Source organism: Novosphingobium sp. AAP83 (genome assembly GCF_001295795.1).
GTDB lineage: Bacteria > Pseudomonadota > Alphaproteobacteria > Sphingomonadales > Sphingomonadaceae > Novosphingobium.
Genome location: NZ_LJHY01000017.1, coordinates 1 through 18,062 on the forward strand (window position 1 = coordinate 1; position 18,062 = coordinate 18,062).

Here is an 18,062-nt window from a genome sequence, read left to right on the forward strand (position 1 = left end):
GGCTATAAGGAGGGGCGCGTCGTTGCCTTCGAGGCCAACCTGACCAGACAGGGTTTTGCCCGCGGTGAGCGGGGAACGGTCATCGGCGTCAAGGACGGTAAGGTCGAGCTAGCCATGCCCAATGGCGAAGTCCGGCGTTTCGATCCGGACCGCCTTCCCCGCAATCTCAAGCACGACGCGGTCACCATCTTCGAGCGCAAGGAGATTGCCCTCCACCAAGGCGACCGCATCCGCTGGACCGCTAAGGATGGCGCGCGGGGGCTGCTCAATGGCGACATCGCCCATGTCGCGCGGATCGATGGCGACACCATCACCGTGACGACCAGCGACGGCAAGCTCCACGATCTTGCGCGCGGTGATCCGATGCTCGAGCGGCTCGATCTTGCTTACGCCATCAACGTCCATGTCGCGCAGGGGATGACCGCCCAGAACGGCATCATCATGATGTCCGAGCGCGAGCGGATGCTCAACACCTCGGCCTCGTTCCTGGTCGCGGTGACCCGGATTGCGGAGAACGCGACGCTCGTCACCGACAACCCCGACCGGGTCGAACGGCAGGTCGAAACCCGCTCCGGCGCCAAGACCAGCGCACTCGAAACCGCCCGCGGGGATACGAACGGGGACCGTCCAAATCAGCAAGAGGTTGCGGCCATGTCCGAGGACCTGAAAAAGCTCGCTGAAAAGCTTGGCCCAGAGTTCGCGCTCGCGGTGCTGACCAACAAGGAGCGCGACATCACGCTCGAAAAGCCCCTCTACCGCAGCGAACGCGGACGGGGCTCCGGCGAGCGGGAGATAGACCGAGAGCGCCAACTCGAGCGAGAGCGCGACCTCGAGCGAGGACGCTGACCATGTCGGCACCCGCACATGCCCACAATCGCACACCCTCACATGCCCACATGTGAACATGAGGACGTATCCACATGACCACGCCTTCACATGCCCGCACCCGAGCCGTCGCCATCATCAGTCAAAAGGGTGGCGCTGGAAAAACCACCCTCGCCATTCATCTCGCCGCGGCTGCTACCCGTGCAGGGCGGGTCAGCCTGCTGATCGATACTGACCCGCAGGCCAGCGCCTCGCAATGGGCAGAGTGGCGGCAAGGCGCGCCTCCCGAGGTGATCGACAGCGCTACGCCGCGCATCCCGGCAAAAATCGCGGCGGCAGCGCAGCAGGGTGCCGAGCTCATCGTGATCGACACCCCGCCACATGCCGACCTTGCCGCCAGCAAGGCAGCCGAGTGTGCCGATCTGGTGCTGATCCCCTGCCGACCCAGCGCCTTCGACCTCGCGGCCATGCGCACAACGCTGTGTCTGGTCGAGCTACTGTCCCGCCCTGCTTTTGTTGTATTCACCGCCGGGCCGCCAACTGCGCCGCACATCTATGCCGATGCCCGCGAGTTGGTGGCAGGGTTCGGCGGTCAGACGTGTCCCATCGTTCTGCCGGACCGCGCCGCCTATCGTCATGCGGTCGCGGGCGGGCAGACCGTGTTCGAGCTCGATCCTGGCGGAAAAGCGGCCAGCGAGATCGAACAGCTTCACATGTGGACATGTGAGCAACTCCACATGTCCAAGCGCCCACAGACCCCGGCACAGCAGAGGAAGACCGCATGAACCGTTTCGCCAATCTTGCCGATCACCAGCCCAAGAATGACGCGGCGGTCCAGACCGCACCGGCATCGCCTGTCGCCCAGATCCCGACACCGCCAAGCCGCGTCGGTCGCAAGGCGATCTCAGGCTACTTCTCGCCCGAGCTATCGCTCGCCCTGCACACCTGCGCCCGGCGCAACGGTCTCAGCCTCCAGGACCTGATGGCCGAAGCCTTCGACGACGTCCTGCGCAAGTACGGCGAGAGCCCAATCGGGCGATAGACGACCTCTTCGCCGGAAGGGGAGAAAAGGGGGATGCGGCGATGTGGGCATGTGTGCCTGTGCGCATGTGAACGTGTGAACATGAGGGCCGCGCCAGCGCAATCGAACCGCCGAAGCCCTTCAACAACAGGAGAAACCGATGCGATTGTTTCAATGGCTGACCGATCTATTCGCAGTATCAAGCGACCCGCCGCGACCCTCCCCTGACGAAGGTGTCTCCATCAACCCTGTCACTGGGCTCCCCATGACCGGACCGGGAATCGGCGGTGTCGACGTCGGCGGTAATCCCTTCGGTCAGAATCTGGATCGTTGGGACGACCAACATGTCCATCACAGCCATGATCATCATACGCCTGGGTCCACCGGCAGCGGGTTCGATCCTTGGTAGATGCTTCAGCGCTGATTTGGTGGCTCGAGGCGCTTGTCCCACTCCATCGTTTTGAAAGGCCCATCATGACCAACAACCAACGCACCGCGTCCGGCCTGCGCTATATCGCGCTTCCGAACACAACCCCGATCGAGCGGATCGTATTCTCAGCCATCCGTCATTGGCGCTGGACCGGAATTCTTGCCGCCACTGCTTTGACTGCCGGTTCCCTAACATGCTCGGTCATACTGGCAACGTGGCTATTCGCCGAAGATCCCGTTCGCTCGGGCTACATCGGCTTTCTGTTTACGGTCCCCCTGATCATGTTCCTGCTCTGGCAGGCAGCCACGATCGAGTTGCGTGTCGCACCCGCATGGATGATCCGCGCAGCACTGGCCACCGCATCCGACGACGAGCGCGCCTTCCTTTTCGAAAGCCTGCTCCAACTCGCCATGTCGGAATGGCGTCAGGATCCGATTACATGCGCCGCCCTGTTCGATCTGTTCAGGCAGGCGAGGCTCAGCTTCGGTGACCGCGTGAGAGGCGGGCGCGAGCGGCTGTTGGCAGACCGGGATAAGCAGGTTGACGTGCTGCGGAACCTCGCGAGCATTACTAGTGGTACCCCCCAATGAGGAGGACCAGCGGATCCGTCTATGCCATCCGTTCCTCAAAGCTGCGTTGGGCAAGACTCGCTTCGCGCTGATTGCCGGTTCTGATTGCATCGACCAGTGCCAGAAATTCGTAGAGTCGGGCGTCTTTGAGTACTGCGTCGGGGACAGATTTGAACAATGGTGCGATTGAAAGACCTCTCCGGCTTCCTTCGGGATGGGGCCAGACATAGATGTCGGCACCGGAGCTTACGAGTTTACCTTCCAGCATAGGCGCGGCAAAGCCCGTAGCGACGCCGCGCTGCGGTGCGCCCGGCTTCGCGGGGAAAACGTATTTCAGCCCGTGCTGGACGAATTCGATGAGATTGCGTCGGTTCACCTTCGCACGAGCACTGGATTTGATTGCGAGATTAGACGCGACACTGCGCCGGATCGATGCGCTGATCTCGGTTTTGCTGATGCCCAGTTCGCCTTCAAGACTGCGCAATGCGAACGGATCCGAGATCGTCGATACATCGAGTTGACCATCCTTGATCTGGTCTTCCAAGCTCACCAGCTTGAGCATGATGACGATGTCTTGGCTCTTCATATAGGCCCTACCTGTCCGCTGTCCTAGGACAAAGGACAGATGGGGTCTCCAGGTCAAACTTGTCAAACGCCAAATCGTCGGTAACTCTCAGCTAAGCGCCTTAGTCGAGATATAATCTGATTGGCTGCAGAGTGGCGGCGCCCTCCGTCTGAATGCCTCACCTACGCGGTGAAGCATAGTGTCCGCTCTCTGCTATGGAAAAAGGATCTGAGCTACGCTTGGATTTAAAGTTAGGCCTGCTGAAGCGCAGCAGTCCGTCCCCTTTGGCTTGTACTCCTCTCTTGGATCGGTCATTCTGATCGTATTTCCTCGCACCAGAAGATGTTCGAGCACTGTCTCGGCGGGCTAGCGCTTCCAGCGGTCCTCGAAATGGGTGAGCGGCATTTGCATAACGATAGTTGGCTCGCGCCCGTCGCTTTTCAGCCGTTCTTCGCGATGGACCGCTAGTGCAAGATAGATCATGGCGGCGCGGGCGAGTTTAAGAAGTCTGAGTGCTTTGGCGCCGAACGCGTCGCTTCCGATCGTGATACCGAGATCGCCTGTCGACCGTTCGGCGGAATTGGTCGAAGCCCAGCCTTGTGTGATGTGCAGATATTTATGCTCCAGATGGTTGCGCAAAATGAATAATTCGCGCGCATCGGGATTGGTGGCCTGCTGCATCTTCTCCTCAAAAAGATCCTTCGACAGCCAAAACAAGCCTAGGAGTGGCCAATTCTCGTAAGTGGCAAAGCGGTCCTGCAATCCCAACCGGAGATCGCCGTCGGTATACCACACTGACCGAAAGCCGACGCGATGAACGGGAGTGCCAAGGTTCCAGTAATCGTTGATGAAATAGCCGACCTTATCGAGCAGGCCATAGGCCAGGCGGAAGGCGGTGCGCATCTTCTCGGTAGCCATCGAATAGCTTGGATAATCTAGCGTGTTGAAAAGCCGAACCCGCCGGTCGGCGAAATGTACGCGGTCCTCGCCACCCTCCGAAACGCTTTCGAACAACATCAGCCGTGCAAACGCGAACTCCTGCTTCATCTGATTGAAGAGGCCGATGACGGGCGGCATGCCGCTCGTATCATGCGACACGGTCAGTGGCGGAAGCATCAGATAGTCTTCCGCCGCGACGGGGGCATCTACGACATCATTGAGGGGGTTAAGGAAAAGCCGCCTTTTGAGACACCAGGCTCGATACGCCCGCTCTGCTCCGCTCCGACCAAGGTTAGTCCGCTCGGGATCGAAGTCGCGCGCTATGGCCTCGAGATCGAGGCGATCGGCGATTTCCTGGCCCCGTTGTTTAAAATAGCGTCGGATTGATGGCGGATAGGGCGCATCCCATAGGGTTCCCGGCGCAGTCGTCGCCATGAAGGAGCGCTCGGCGTAAAGAAGCAGGATTTCCAGAGCATAGCGATCGGCGCTTGCCAGAGCGTAATGCTTGAGGCCTGTCCCGCGGCTTCCGAGCGCCATCGCGAAATTGGGGAGGATGGCGAGCGCTCGATCCCATATCTCGATAGCCTCGACGAACCTGCCGACCTCGTTCAGCTGAATGCCGAGATTAGTGAGAACCTGACACTGCCGCACGGGATCGAGGTCATCGAAACCTGTACGATAGCTCGCGCACAACAACTCGAAGATTTGCTTCTCACGGTTGGGCTGCTCCCACTCGCGTGGCCCCGGCACGGCCGTGACTGCGCGCTTCGCTCCCCACGCATTAGCCCTATAATAGTGCAGGATGGCGCGATTAGCGGGCGTCAAGTCGCGGCGTTCAATCGAGCGCAATTGCTCGAAGCTGCGCGTGACGGCTGGTTCGGAACTGAGAGCGGTCGCGAGATCGATCAATGTCCCGACACTCTCTAGCGCTTCGTCATCCGACATGCGTTTTAGCGGTGGCCGCATGAACTGCTCGAGGTCATCGTTCGACATGCGATATTCGCCCTTCGCGTCACGCGCCATAATGGCCTCGACCGCCGCATAGACGGGCGCTGCATATAGGCCCCACCACTGCGGGTCTGCCGTCAGCGCCTGTCGCAAATTTGGCTGGCCTTCGCCATGGCGTGCGGAAGATCGCGATACAATGACGGGCTCCCAGCCAAATTGATCGCCGGTGATGTCTATGGTGAGTCCGTTAAGTTCGAGCCAGGCATGCCCACCTCGCCAAGAACCGTCCGGCTCATCATTGTCTCTCACAACGTAAAGTGGCTCGACCCCGAGACGGTCGCGCAGATACCGGCCGAGCAATTCGCTCGCATGGCCGCACGCCCCTTTCGGGAAGTTCGTTACGGTGACACGCTGCCAGACAAGCGGATCAACACGGTCCAACGCAGCACGAAACAGTCTGGCATTTACCAGGATAACCGCGTCGTTCACGGCAGGGTGCGTCATCAGCCGAGGAGCGGCAGAATCAGCGCTGTGACGATCGCTGCAGCGCCCCGCTGTCGCAACATCCGCTGGTTGGCTAGTTCTTCATCCTCTTCGACGGCGACGTCGTCATCCTCGAACCGGGCAACCGCGACAGGACCGTCCTTGCGGTAGGCAGCATCAGGCGTGTCCGGATCACAGAAGCGCTGGGCGAGGCGAGACAGTGCATCGCGTATGACGTCTCGATGTGATGTGTCCAAGGCTTGCGCGAATGCGTTGCGCGCGGCGTCAACGCCGCCCTCATAATGTTCGAGGCAGTAAACGATGTCATGAGCATCTTTGCGCTCGAACCGGTCGTCAAAGGCAAAGGCTTTGAGGCAGACAAAGCTGACGATGTCGGCGTAGCGAACCGTCTCGGTTGCTTGGCCGTTGCCGTCGAGCAGCTCGGCCGTGATCTCGACCGATTCGTGCAGGTCAAACACCATAGAGGCATGGGGGATGTTAACCGCCGAGACGCCGCCTTCAGTTGGCAGCTCTTGGACACGTCCGCCTCGCAGATCGGGATCGTCGGCCAGAAATTCGAGAATCATGCTGCCGCCGTCGACGACCGCTTTCCAGCGCCATGACTGCTTGACACCGCGGTCGTTGATCGCGCGCTCAAAACCCATGGCTCGCAGATTTTCCTCTAGCGTGCGGTATGCCTCGGTATCGGCGAGCATCGCTATATCGACGACGACGTCGACGTCACCAGTCCCGGCATGAGCTGGAACCGCAGGGGGGCGTGCTTTGATCAGGTAGCGCGGTGCAAGGCCTCCAACCAGGAAGACCGAGTTCCGCCAGGGCCCAAGGTTGCGAAGCAAGGTTACGAGCACCCTTTCGCACGCTTCAGTCACGGGTTGGGTATAACCGCCGATGGTCTTTGGTTTGGTCATCAGGCGCGCAATTTTTCACCGCGGAGATGGCTGGCCATCTCCTTCGATCTGCCGGAACCCTGCAACAGATCGACGTAGACCTGCAAGGCGGGAGCGAAATCTATGCCGGTGCTGTGGTCACCGACCATAATATCATTGGGGCTCCTGGTCTGTAGCACGCCAAGGTTCCAACCTTCGCTGACCGAACGCGCTCCTATTTCGCTGAGCACGAGATCACGCTGCCGGCCAGGTGGCATACGGCAGCGGACTTGCGAGATCGAACTGAGATAAGGTGCGTAATGCTGTCCCGCTGCCTCGCCCGTTACCGCATATGCGAGGCCGTTCGCACGGCAGCTTTCATCGAGGCGGCGGCAAAGCGCATCAGTGTCCCGGCAGGGCACAAAGTAGCGCGCAATTTTCGGTGGCTTTTGCTCGGCGGCGTAACGCGACCATTCTTCCAGCAGTGGTGTCGGATTGCGCAAACGGCGGACTTTCGCCGGGCCGGTGCCTTCTACATCGAGCCATTCGCGCCGCTCCATCTCGCTGAGGGTCGCCGATGCCGTGGCAGGGGACACCTCGGCGAGCTCGGCCAGCTCCTTGACACCGATCCATTCGTCGCGGTGATTGAACAAGGTTATGATGGTGCGCGCCTTCTGGCCCTCAAGAAGCGACTGGATGCGGCGTGATCGTTTCGATGAGGGTCGATCAATAAGAATGTAGAGCGCGGTGCTCGGGATAAAGAGCGATCCGCTCAGGTCATAGAAGCCGACACCTTCCTGGCGGAGGAGGTCGCGGGCACCGCGGGAGATGGCTCGGGCGGCCAGGAACGGGATGATCTCTCTGCCATCAGTATTCGCATGCGCGAGGTAGTTTCGGAATTGCCATAGCAACTCGCGAACATCACGGGGAAAGGCCTCGCGCTTCGCTTCAACAAGCAGTCGTAGAGGTTTCCCTGCGATTTCCAAATCGATAAAGACATCGATCTGATGATTTCCAGACCGGCGCTGATGGTCGGTGCCCAAGACATGAGAATGCGGCAGGTTGCCGATCGTTTCGATGAGGGAGCGGAGTAGCTCATCCTCGCTAATTTCAAACTCATCCATCATTCACTGCCCAGCAAATTTGCTTCCTTTAGCGAATATATCGCGAAACGTCCATATTTGCTGTGCACCAAATTTAGCCTATATCTAGACCATGGCATTTGTGTCGAAGGCAGGCAAACGCGGCAAGGTCGCTACAACCCGCTCCACTGCGGGCCCAGGTTTTGCGTTCGAAGACCTTGCTGCCGCCGACCTTCTTACCCGGTTCGTTCTCTGCCTGTACCCGGAATAGAAGTTCCGGGTCGAGAAATCCTGTCGCAAGCCGGGGCGTTGGGTTGGATAATCGATGACCTTGTCTGCGTGGGATCGGGTCCGGACGGAAAAGCACGCCATCTTGCGCTCTCTTGCAAGAGCAACGTGCAGGTGACGGCATCGGGATTGCCGAGAGACTTCATCGAGGCTTCATGGGCGCTGTGGCGGGCACCGTCGCCATTCAACGCTTCGACCGATCACATCGGGCTTGTAACCCGCGGACGCAACACAGCGTTCGACGCGATCTGGTCAGACCTCAAGACATGGTGTGACGATCCGGCCCCGGCGCTGGCCATGGGACGGATCAACGCCAGCCAAAAGCACCGCAAAATCTTCGACTCGGTGCATGAGCCAGGAGACGAAAACGGGTCTCCGCCGGACGAGGCGGAGACCTTGGCGCTGATCGCCAGGCTTCATCTCTATCCGCTCGATTTTCAGTTGAGCCCCTCAACCAACCTGGAGCAGGCCAAGCAGCGCTGCCGGACGGCGCTGGTTTCTGAAACGCAGAACAACGCGGATGCGTTGTGGGAAGCGCTGGTCCAGACTGCCGAGAGCGCGCGCCTGGGAAGCGGCATCATTCGGTTGCCACGATTACTCGGCGACCTCTCCACCCGTTTCGGATTGAAGGCACACCCCAGCATAGCGGCGTCCTGGCTCTCGCTACGCAATCTATCGATCGACCAGCGCGCCACAATCGAGGTCGCCCTTCCTAACGGTCATGTTGTTGATCGGCAACGTGAAACGGCGGGACTGTCGCACCGGCTGCGCGCATCGCGAGTGTGCATCGTCATAGGCGAATCCGGCACGGGCAAATCGGCATTGGTCGCCCGTTTTCTGGAACAGGAGTTCTTCGGTGCAACCCACATCTGGCTTGGGCCTGATACGCTGCGCGCTGCATTGAACGCGGCGGGTCGCTCGGCGATCGGACTAGATCAAGAGCTCGGCCTCATCCTCGATCGTAGTCCGGGCGACGATAAGATTCTAATTCTCGATTCTCTCGAGCGACTTGATAGCGCCAGTCTCGGCAAGCTTACGGCGCTGCTGTCGCTTCGCGCCACGAACAGTGCGTGGCGTGTCGTCCTCATCACACAGTCGGGGTTTGAAAATCAGCTTCGCGCAAATGTCTCGCTTGCCGATGCCCCTGTTCAGGCTGTGCCGGCCCTATCAGCCGCCGCTATCCGCGGAGCCCTGCGCAGCGTCCCGCAACTTGCCTGGATCGCCAATGATCCGGCCATCCTGCCGCTCTTTGCCAATCTCAAAACGCTCGGCTGGGTGGTCACCGCCGAATCCTCATTCCGCGAAGACGCTACCGACGCTCCGACCTCGACTGCCGAAATCGCCGATCGTCTATGGACACGTTGGACCAGCGGGGCTGCGACAACCCAGCTCCAACGGCTCCTTGTACAATTGGCGATACGGGATGCGGCGTTCGAACGGAGCTTCGCAATCAGCGACCTCGCAACTGGCGATCTCGCCGCGTTCGATCTGCGCTCTAACGAGTTGCCCCTCCAGGTCAATTAACGCAATCGCCTAGAATTTGGCCACGATCTCGCCTCGGATTGGGCACGGTATCAGCGCCTGAAGGAAATCGCCGACGATGTGGGGGAGTGGGCCGCGCTGGCGCCTCAGCCTCTCTGGATTTCGGCGCTGCGCTTGCTTGGTCAGTTTCTGCTGTCCCAGCCGGACCAGGCTCATGGGGGGTGGGACCATGCGTTTGAACAGGTGACCGCAGCAAGCAATGTCGAGGCGAGCGACATTCTGCTCGATGCTCTGTGCCTCGATGCCCGCCTCGATCATCACCTTGAAAACCGGATTGAGCTGCTATTTGCCAATGATGGGGCATTGTTCAAGCGACTGCTGCACCGTTTCCTACATGTCGCGACAGTCCCCAGCATACCCAGCCATATTGCAGTGGAAAGCAGCCTGCGCATCTATCTCGAAGCCGACATGCGCTTTCCGATCCTCGAACGCTGGGGGCCTATGGGGCGCTTTCTGCACGTTCATGCTGAGCGTGTCGGATCGCTTGGTGCGCCGATTGTAGCGCGCGTGTGCAAGGCTTGGCTTGGGTCCTTGCCGACCATGCTGGGCGACCAGCCAATGCCGCTCCGGGACGTCATGGCGACAGTTGCGCTGGAGACGGCGCGAACCGAGCAGATCATCAGCACGGCACGCCAGTTTCATGGGGGCGGCGATACCGGCAAGCTTATCTTCGGGACCGCGCTCCTCGGTGCGCCCGACTTGCCGAAAGAGGTCGCTGCGTTTGCGCTAGAAATGGCCCAACGCCGCCCGATGGCCGAGGCAACGCAGACCCGGGTCGACAGCCTGCGCGCCGAGGACCGAGCAGAGAGTCGTGCGCGGGAGAAGGCAAGCCCACCGCGGCGGCGGGCTCCGCCGCCCCCCACCTTCATATCAAGTCGGCGGGAATTGCCGCCCTGGCCGCTGGGCCCCAATGCGCGGCTGATCGATGCTTTTCGCGATGCGGTGCTCAAAGCCAATGGCCTGGTGCCGCTCATGAATACCGATACGGCTGTCGCGACGGAGGTGCTGCTCGCCTGCATTATCGAAGATCAGCCTCATACCGAATATGGCAGCTCGCTGCGCATCGATGAGTCCTTCGGGCTGGAATATGAGAATGACAGCTACCCGACGGCCTTTTGGAAAAGTCCGTTCTTCGCGTATTTGACCGCCCAGCCTGAGGCAGCTTTGGCGGCGCTTAAGCAACTCCTCGATTTTGTTGTGGCCCGCTGGTTCTCGCAGGCGCCCAAGGATGCCAAGATGCCAGCATTGACGGTTCCGATTTCGGGCTCCGTCGTTCGAACTTTTCCCGGCACCTGGTCCCATTTCGGGTGGTCGCAACATAATTCGAACTCCAGCGGCCAGCTCTTCAGCGCGCTAGACGCGCTTGAGCGGTGGCTGGTTCTCAAGATCGATGCTGGCGAGGATATCGGGCCGTGGTGCGAGCGGTTGCTCGACCTGGAAGGATCGACGGGCATCCTCGGCGTACTTGTCAATGTGGGCAAACACCAACCGGCCCTGTTTCGAGGACCGCTGAGGCCCCTTATCGGGCTCGAAGATTTGTATTGGTGGGATCACGGACGGGTTAAGAATATCGGCTTCAACTTCGACACATTCTCTTGGTATCGGACCGGTAACACGATCTTCAACATGGCGCGGGACTGGGTTCTTGCGCCGCACCGGAAGGTCGATCTGAGGGCGATTGTCGGTGACCTTGCGGCGCAGGACGCCGGTTTTGCCGCGGATTTGCGCTCCCGCACCGCCTTATGGCCTATCCCCGAGGATGAGAAGGAGCGGCTCGAGCAGCGCATGCTACTGAGCGAATTCGACCCTGCCAATCGGCAGCAGATTGTTGATGAGACAAGCGGTGAGCCGGTATCGCGGGTCATTTATCCGGACGACTTGCAGACGGACCTGATCGCGTATCAGGCTGCAGCCAATACGAAATTGCAGCCGCTCACCCTGCCGTACCAATGCCGCAAGATACTGGCACAAACTGGTGCGGTCGCGGAAGCGGATTGCGACTATCTCGCCGACCTATTGCCGAAGCAGATCAATGATCCGGTAATGGAAGAAGCAGAGTCTCGAACCATGATAACAGCCGCGGCCGCGACGTTGGTGGCCCGGGGCGGTGAGTGGCTCAAAGCGCAAGGACCAGCAAAGGCGCGCGCGCTCAATCTCATCAAGCACATCATCGAACGGGCGTCGGCAGGTGACGATCAGCAAGATCGTATCTCTGGCGACGAGGCGTTGAGCTTTGCGGCGATAGGCGCGTTCAACGCAGCCCTGGCGGCAGAAAATTCGAGCGACTGGGATGCGACCTTGGTCCAAATTCTGTCGAGCAGAGACCGCGGCGCGATCAACACGCTGATGGCGACAGCCTACCAGCACCGAGAAGAGTTGGGGCCGGCTTGGTACCGACTGAACTTCGTGCTTTTGCTCGTCGCGGCGCTGGATCGGCTGACGCCGCGATACGGTGAGGAGGATCGGGCCGGGATCTGGGAACGCTGGCTTGTTCGGTTGCGATTGCAGCCCATTTTCGCGACCAATGCCACGATCGCAGCGGTCGATCCCGCGAATATCGCTCGGCGCGCAGAGCGCTTGCTGGAGCGCCGACGCGCTCGCCTACACGCCCATCGGCCTACCCGCCTGCGCGGCAAGTCGCGACGTTTTGCTGGCCTGAGCAGCCACATTCTCGAAGTCGGATATGCGTGGTTGCTCGACCATGAAAATGACAGCACGCTCGCGCTTGATCCGGAAAATCATCAGTTGCTGTACGATCTTTGGGCATTTGAAGCGTGGCGCATGGAGGGTGAGCGCGACGGTGACGCCGGCGATGATGACAGTGATGACGAAGAATATGATCTTCCCAGTGGTCTCGGATATGCGATCCTGCGTATCGCGCCTACCTTCGTAATGGCCCGAGTGGCGGATGACGAAAGACCACTTTGGAAGGCCATTCTGGCGATCGGACCGAACGGGTATCATGCGACCGAGCAACTCGCTGCTTGCTGGTTCTTGCTTCCATTCAAACCGCAGGATGTCGATCGTTTTATGACGATTTGGAAAGCCATGCTCGATACGGCCTTCGCGGCGGACTGGACGTCCGGTCGCCGATGGTATCGCGGACGCCAGATGATTGTGAAGCTTTTGGGGCTCCATTCCCACGCTGCGCTCAGCCAGGAGAATGGAATCCGCGCGCGGCTTTCCGAACTCACCGATTATTATCGGCGTTGGGCCCAAAGCGACATGGCGCGTGACGAGGATGAACTCGAGACTTTCTGCTACTTTCTGACTACCGAAGCGGGACGGCATATGCGACTTGAGGGCGTTTGCTGGGTCCGTCACGCTATGAATGCATCTGATCGATTCTATCGGTCTGGCAATGCCAACACTGTCGCTGAATTGATGGATTGCGTTCTGACGAACCATGGCGACGTTCTGCTGAGACAGCAATTGGTGCGTGATGCTGTCATCGAGATAGTGGCCAAACTGGTGGCGGCTCAGGTGCCTGCCGCGATGGGATTGCAGGCGAGACTAGCTGTCCTTAAATGAATGGGATTTCGCCCTCGAATACGGAAGCTAAATTAGCACCGGAAGAAATTTCACAATGATCGCCCGATAACGGACTGTCGGCAATTGGGGATCGAACATTCCAAGCCGAGTGACCGACATGGGGCGGTGCTGGAAGCCGACGCCGACGCATCCGAATTTTGGCTATACGGTTTCGTCGCCGTGAAGCTGCCGTTCCGCAGTGTCCCAAGAGCTGCGGTTTAGAACGTCGGTCTGGCGCGGCTGAACGAGCAGTAGCTTCCCTTGTATCTGCCCCTAAGCCCCGACTGTCCCCAGGCTTGTCGCTCGTTGCCCCCGCCTCCAGTGTTAATTCTGGTCAGGCTTAGACCGGATAATCCGAGGTTAGAAATGCGGCCTTGCGGGCAGCGGCAACGGGCGAATCGAGGGCGGGAGATATGCTGCGTGCACAGGAAGCAGTCGATTTTGAGACAGGGAGGCAGGTATGGAACCTGAAGGTATCACAAAATAATCCGTTGACGTGGGGATTATCGTGTGACATCTACGCTGCAGGAGGCCAAGATGACACTTCACATGGACGTCAGAATGAACCAGCGCGGCATCACTGCTGATCTCGTCAACCTAGCTCTTCAGCATGGCGAATGGCGGGGCGACCGTTGTCGGCTGGATCGTAAGGGCTTGCGGCAGCTGATCGCAGCCATTGACCAGACCAGAGCGGCTGCCATCCGCGCCCATGATAAAGGCGGGCTTGAAGTGGTTGAGGCTGGTGGTCAGTTGATCACCACCTATCCCATTTCTAAGTCGCGGCGGGTGCGCCGCTGATGTCGGGGACGATCGTCGACCAGATCTCGCGGATGTTCTTCATGCGCGGTTTCGCCAGCCCAGACGTTGCGCTTGCTTCGTCATCTCTTCTGGTTGCGTGGCATGAAGACCGGATTGAAGAGCGGGTCGAGCCCCTGTTTCGACGCATGGCGGACCGACTGGCCGCTCGGTCCGACCACGACGCGCTATCTGCTGCCGCTGAATGGTTTGAAGACCCAGGGCTGTCGGCTGCCCACTGGGACGTCCTTGCACAAGGGCTCCAGTTCTTGCGCTCAGCCAACCACGGCCCGATCGACTGGACCGCCGAACTTGCAGCTTGCCTGACGAACGATCGGCAAATGCAGTTTGGCTTCAATCTGTCGTTGCCGCTCGCGCGCGCCATCACGCGCATAGTCGATGTTCCAATATCAGATTCGTGTGCCTGTCTTTTTCCCAGCTCATCAACTCTTGCGTGGGTCCTGAGTGGCGATCGTGAGGTGACGCTGTATGCTGGGGACCGCGACATCGGCATTATCGTGGCATTGATGGCCCGAGCGGCCTGCCGGACACTGAAAGTCGATCGCCGCAACCCTATCGATAGCACTTATCAGCCTATGTACTCGATTGCGGACATGCCAGATCGCAGCCCACCGTTTGGCCGCATCGATCATATCATTTCGATGCCACCGATTGGCCTGCGAATCTCCGATGGTCCTGCCAAAGGCATGCCGGTCGAAGCCTATCAGGCTGAGCGGTTGGCACCGCACGCAGCCAAATCATTCTCGACTATCGTCACGGACGGGATGCTATTCCGCGAGAGCAAGCAAGAAGTTGATCTGCGGCGCGGCCTTACCGAGCGGTACGCGACTACCGTTCTCAGTCTGCCATCTGGCATGTTCTGGCCTGCCAGCAACGTATCGACCAGCATGCTCCGCTTAGAGCCTTCACCGGCTAGCGGCATCCGGGTTGTCGATGGCCGGTCGATGGAGAAGACCAGCAGCGGTCGTGCGCAGGAAAATCTCATCGTACGGCATCTGGAGCAATTCCAAGGCGTCCACCCGCGCGATGAATCCCGAACCGAAGTGATCAGCGCAGGTGAACTCGCGTTGGCAAACTACAGCCTGCTGCCAGAGCGCTATCTTCGGTCGGATCATCTGGCACAGGTCGAAAGTGTGCTGAGGGAGCAGCCGCAGGTTTGCCTGTCCGACATCGCCGAGATTGAACGCAGCAAGGCACCGATTCCCTTGCGCGATCCGGACGAGGCTCCGCCAATCACCGCACTCGAGATTGCGCCGTCTGACATTGTCGATGGTCTCGTCTGCAAACCTAAGCGCCAGCAGGCTTTTGGCATCGATCAGAAGGCTTCGGTAGAACGCGTTACGGTTGCGGCGGGTGACATTCTCGCAAGCATCAAGGGCAACGTCGGTATAATCGGCATCGTTGATGTGAATGGGTGGCTGGATGCCATGCTGGCAGAAGAGCCGTGGATCATCTCCCAGAGCTTGGCGATCATTCGCTGGAAGCCAAACCCGCACGTCCCTTCAGCGGAGATTCTCAACGCCTTGCTGACTGCGCCGTGGGTTCGAGAGAAGCTCGAGAGCATGAGCGGCGGTGCGACGGTGCGGACCCTTCCGATCAGCGCGTTGCGATCGCTGATGATCCCGATACCATCCGCAGAAGACTGCGAGTTTGCGGCAAGTGAACTCCGCCTTGCGGACGAAATGCGCACTGACATCGAGCGACGTATCAACAACCTGAGCCAGGCGCGCCGCGCGCTGTGGCACAAACTGTGGCATTTGCCGCCAGAGATCGAAGAGGAATAATCCATGCTCACCGGCACAATCAGAAGCCAGATCGACAAGCTGCGCGATGCGCTGTGGTCAGGGGGCGTGTCCAACCCGATGGTGGGGGTGGAACTGCTGACCTATCTGCTGTTCATCAAGCGGCTGGACGAAATCCAGACGCGCGAGGAAGCGATGGCGCAGGCGCTCAATCGCCCGGTCGCACGTGTGATCTTTCCCGAAGGGACTGACGGCTTGGCGACGCCCGGTTTTCGCAAGGACCCTCAAACCGGCGAGGGCGTTGACGGCTGCCCTTACGATCTGATGCGCTGGTCCCGCTTCAAGAACGAGAAGCCGGAACGGATGTACGAAATCGTGGCGGATCACGTTATGCCGTTCCTGCGCACGCTGGGCGGCGCGGAATCGACGATGGCAGGCCACATGAAGGGCGCGCGGCTCGCGTTCTCGTCCAACAAGGCCGCGTTGCTCGACAAGCTTGTGCAGGGGCTGGACGAAATCCCGATGCAGGACCGGGATACCAAGGGCGATGTCTACGAATACCTGCTCTCGCAAATCGCCAGCGCTGGGGAGAATGGCCAGTTCCGCACACCGCGCCATATCATCGATCTCATGGTACGGATGATGGCGCCCAAGCCGACTGACACGATCTGCGACCCGGCGGCGGGCACGGCGGGCTTCCTGATGATGGCGGCGGAGTATCTGCGGCAGAACCACCCGGACCTGTTTCACACCGATACGACTCGCAAACACTTCGAGAAGCACGCCTTCACCGGCTATGACTTCGATGAGACCATGCTGCGCTTGGGCGCAATGAACATGATGCTTCACGGCATCGAGGAACCGCGCATCTTCGATCGTGACAGCATGGCCGAGGGTAGCAGCGACGATGCCGGGAAGTATTCCCTGATCCTCGCCAACCCGCCCTTCGCCGGCAGTCTGGACAACGAGAGCTGTTCCAAGGACCTGCTCAAGGTGGTGCAGACCAAGAAGACCGAACTGCTGTTTATCGCCCTGTTCCTGCGCCTGCTTTCCACCGGAGGCCGGGCGGCGGTGGTGGTGCCCGATGGCGTGTTGTTCGGATCGTCCAAGGCGCACAAGGCCATTCGTCGCCTGTTGGTGGAAGATCACAAGCTGGACGCGGTCATCTCGCTGCCTTCGGGTGTGTTTCGACCTTATGCGGGGGTTTCTACCGCAATTGTGATTTTCACCAAGACCGGGAGAGGCGGCACCGATCACGTCTGGTACTATGATATGCAGGCCGATGGTTGGTCACTGGATGACAAGCGCACGCCGCTTCTGGACGATGGCCTTCTCGGCCCCGCGCCCGAACGCGCGTTGACGGATGGCGAGCTTGAGAAGAACAACCTGCCGGATCTGCTGGCGCGCTGGAACGACAAGGCGGCTGAGGCAGACCGCCCACGCACCGCGCAAAGCTTCATGGTGGCCAAGGCGGACATCGTTTTAGCGGGTTATGACCTGTCGCTCAACCGCTACAAGGAAGTGGTTCATACCGAGGTGAAGCACGATACGCCCAAGGCTATCATCAAGGAACTGCGCGATCTGGAGGCGGAGATCGCCAAGGGGCTGACCGCGCTTGAGGAGATGCTGGCGTGAAATTGGCACGCCTTGGCGAAGTCGCTGCGATAGAGCGCGACGGGATCGCTCCCGAGAAGATAGTCGCAGGGACGCCATATCTCGGCCTCGAGCATATCGAAAGTGGCGGACGGATCATTTCGTCTGAACCCGTCGCGAATGGCGAGCTTGCGAGCATGAAATTCCAGTTTGGCCCAGAACATCTGCTTTACGGAAAACTGCGCCCCTATTTGGCAAAGATCGCTTTGCCTGATTTTGCCGGGATATGCAGCACAGACATATTGCCGGTGAAGGTAGGGCCGGACCTAGATAAGCGGTATCTGGCTTACTTCCTCCGCCAACCAAGAATGGTGGATTTCGCCAACTCAAGGTCGTCGGGAGCAAATCTCCCACGACTTAGCCCGAAGGCGCTTGCCGATTTTCAAATCCCCCTCCCACCCCTGCCGGAGCAACGGCAGATTGCGGCGATCTTGGATCAAACGGATGCGCTGCGACGCAAGCGCGCCGAGGCCCTCTCCCGCCTCAACGCCCTTGGTCAGGCCATCTTTTATGAGATGTTTGGCGACCCACTGGCACTAGGCGGCATAAACGTAACTAGATTGGCAGAAATCGCCGAATTGATAAATGGGGATCGTTCCTCGAACTATCCCAGCGGAGACGATATAAAAGACGCTGGGATCGTCTTCTTGAATACAACAAACATCAAGAACGGTGAGCTCGATTTTTCTAGGCTCAGGACCTATTAAATCACTTGCGGTGGGAACGATTGATTGATTCAAT

At 59.6% G+C, this 18,062-nt stretch carries 13 protein-coding genes and 1 pseudogene; 10 read left to right on the forward strand and 4 right to left on the reverse strand.

Annotated features, from left to right (window positions below; all coding sequences use genetic code 11):
* From IP81_RS20895 to IP81_RS09620, 4 genes and pseudogenes are all read left to right on the forward strand, one after another.
* Window positions 1-846, forward strand: a pseudogene (locus IP81_RS20895) (hypothetical protein); the annotation flags it as partial.
* Window positions 847-920: 74 nt separating this feature from the next.
* Entirely contained in the window at window positions 921-1,610 is a 690-nt protein-coding gene (parA, locus tag IP81_RS09610; RefSeq protein ID WP_054107784.1) for a ParA family partition ATPase, read from the forward strand.
* On the forward strand, window positions 1,607-1,867 hold the full coding sequence (locus IP81_RS09615) for a ribbon-helix-helix domain-containing protein (RefSeq protein ID WP_054107785.1): 261 nt from the start codon (window positions 1,607-1,609) through the stop codon (window positions 1,865-1,867). Before parA ends, IP81_RS09615 begins: the two co-directional genes overlap by 4 nt.
* Window positions 1,868-2,320: 453 nt before the next feature.
* On the forward strand, window positions 2,321-2,866 hold the full coding sequence (locus IP81_RS09620; protein ID WP_054107786.1) for a hypothetical protein: 546 nt from the start codon (window positions 2,321-2,323) through the stop codon (window positions 2,864-2,866).
* A 19-nt stretch (window positions 2,867-2,885) separates the two neighbouring features.
* Here the strand turns inward: IP81_RS09620 and IP81_RS09625 are convergent, their stop codons facing one another.
* The 4 genes from IP81_RS09625 to IP81_RS09640 all read right to left on the reverse strand — a co-directional run bounded on the left by IP81_RS09625 (window position 2,886) and on the right by IP81_RS09640 (window position 7,791).
* The gene (locus IP81_RS09625; RefSeq protein WP_231626337.1) at window positions 2,886-3,407 is read right to left on the reverse strand and encodes a hypothetical protein; all 522 of its coding nucleotides are present in this window, start codon (window positions 3,405-3,407) and stop codon (window positions 2,886-2,888) included.
* Between the two features lie 369 nt (window positions 3,408-3,776).
* Window positions 3,777-5,786, reverse strand: coding sequence for an LA2681 family HEPN domain-containing protein (locus IP81_RS09630; RefSeq protein WP_197274588.1), 2,010 nt, complete (start codon window positions 5,784-5,786; stop codon window positions 3,777-3,779).
* 14 nt (window positions 5,787-5,800) lie between these two features.
* Window positions 5,801-6,709 carry a GSU2403 family nucleotidyltransferase fold protein gene (locus IP81_RS09635; RefSeq protein WP_054107789.1) on the reverse strand — a complete coding sequence of 303 codons (909 nt, stop codon included), beginning with the start codon at window positions 6,707-6,709 and terminating at the stop codon, window positions 5,801-5,803.
* A complete protein-coding gene (locus tag IP81_RS09640; protein WP_054107790.1) occupies window positions 6,709-7,791 on the reverse strand; it encodes a hypothetical protein in 1,083 nt (360 codons plus the stop codon). Before IP81_RS09640 ends, IP81_RS09635 begins: the two co-directional genes overlap by 1 nt.
* A gap of 354 nt (window positions 7,792-8,145) precedes the next feature.
* Here IP81_RS09640 and IP81_RS09645 point away from each other — a divergent pair, with 354 nt between their 5' ends.
* The 6 genes from IP81_RS09645 to IP81_RS09675 all read left to right on the forward strand — a co-directional run bounded on the left by IP81_RS09645 (window position 8,146) and on the right by IP81_RS09675 (window position 18,028).
* Complete coding sequence (locus tag IP81_RS09645; protein WP_054107791.1) at window positions 8,146-9,561, forward strand: ATP-binding protein; 1,416 nt, start codon at window positions 8,146-8,148, stop codon at window positions 9,559-9,561.
* A gap of 78 nt (window positions 9,562-9,639) precedes the next feature.
* The gene (locus IP81_RS09655; protein WP_157573153.1) at window positions 9,640-13,110 is read left to right on the forward strand and encodes a hypothetical protein; all 3,471 of its coding nucleotides are present in this window, start codon (window positions 9,640-9,642) and stop codon (window positions 13,108-13,110) included.
* Window positions 13,111-13,647: 537 nt separating this feature from the next.
* Window positions 13,648-13,908, forward strand: coding sequence for a DUF4258 domain-containing protein (locus IP81_RS09660; protein WP_157573154.1), 261 nt, complete (start codon window positions 13,648-13,650; stop codon window positions 13,906-13,908).
* On the forward strand, window positions 13,908-15,710 hold the full coding sequence (locus tag IP81_RS09665; protein ID WP_054107795.1) for a hypothetical protein: 1,803 nt from the start codon (window positions 13,908-13,910) through the stop codon (window positions 15,708-15,710). The genes IP81_RS09660 and IP81_RS09665 overlap by 1 nt, the downstream gene beginning before the upstream one ends.
* A 3-nt stretch (window positions 15,711-15,713) precedes the next feature.
* On the forward strand, window positions 15,714-17,303 hold the full coding sequence (locus IP81_RS09670; protein ID WP_054107796.1) for a class I SAM-dependent DNA methyltransferase: 1,590 nt from the start codon (window positions 15,714-15,716) through the stop codon (window positions 17,301-17,303).
* Complete coding sequence (locus IP81_RS09675) at window positions 17,300-18,028, forward strand: restriction endonuclease subunit S (protein ID WP_054107797.1); 729 nt, start codon at window positions 17,300-17,302, stop codon at window positions 18,026-18,028. The genes IP81_RS09670 and IP81_RS09675 overlap by 4 nt, the downstream gene beginning before the upstream one ends.
* Window positions 18,029-18,062 lie beyond the last annotated feature (34 nt).

Excerpts from the sequence above, each read along its gene's own strand:
- parA (WP_054107784.1), top strand. The coding sequence starts at position 921 with ATGACCACGCCTTCACATGCCCGCACCCGAGCCGTCGCCATCATCAGT.
- IP81_RS09615 (WP_054107785.1), top strand. The coding sequence starts at position 1,607 with ATGAACCGTTTCGCCAATCTTGCCGATCACCAGCCCAAGAATGACGCG.
- IP81_RS09620 (WP_054107786.1), top strand. The coding sequence starts at position 2,321 with ATGACCAACAACCAACGCACCGCGTCCGGCCTGCGCTATATCGCGCTT.
- IP81_RS09625 (WP_231626337.1), bottom strand. The coding sequence starts at position 3,407 with ATGCTCAAGCTGGTGAGCTTGGAAGACCAGATCAAGGATGGTCAACTC.
- IP81_RS09635 (WP_054107789.1), bottom strand. The coding sequence starts at position 6,709 with ATGACCAAACCAAAGACCATCGGCGGTTATACCCAACCCGTGACTGAA.
- IP81_RS09640 (WP_054107790.1), bottom strand. The coding sequence starts at position 7,791 with ATGGATGAGTTTGAAATTAGCGAGGATGAGCTACTCCGCTCCCTCATC.
- IP81_RS09660 (WP_157573154.1), top strand. The coding sequence starts at position 13,648 with ATGACACTTCACATGGACGTCAGAATGAACCAGCGCGGCATCACTGCT.
- IP81_RS09665 (WP_054107795.1), top strand. The coding sequence starts at position 13,908 with ATGTCGGGGACGATCGTCGACCAGATCTCGCGGATGTTCTTCATGCGC.
- IP81_RS09670 (WP_054107796.1), top strand. The coding sequence starts at position 15,714 with ATGCTCACCGGCACAATCAGAAGCCAGATCGACAAGCTGCGCGATGCG.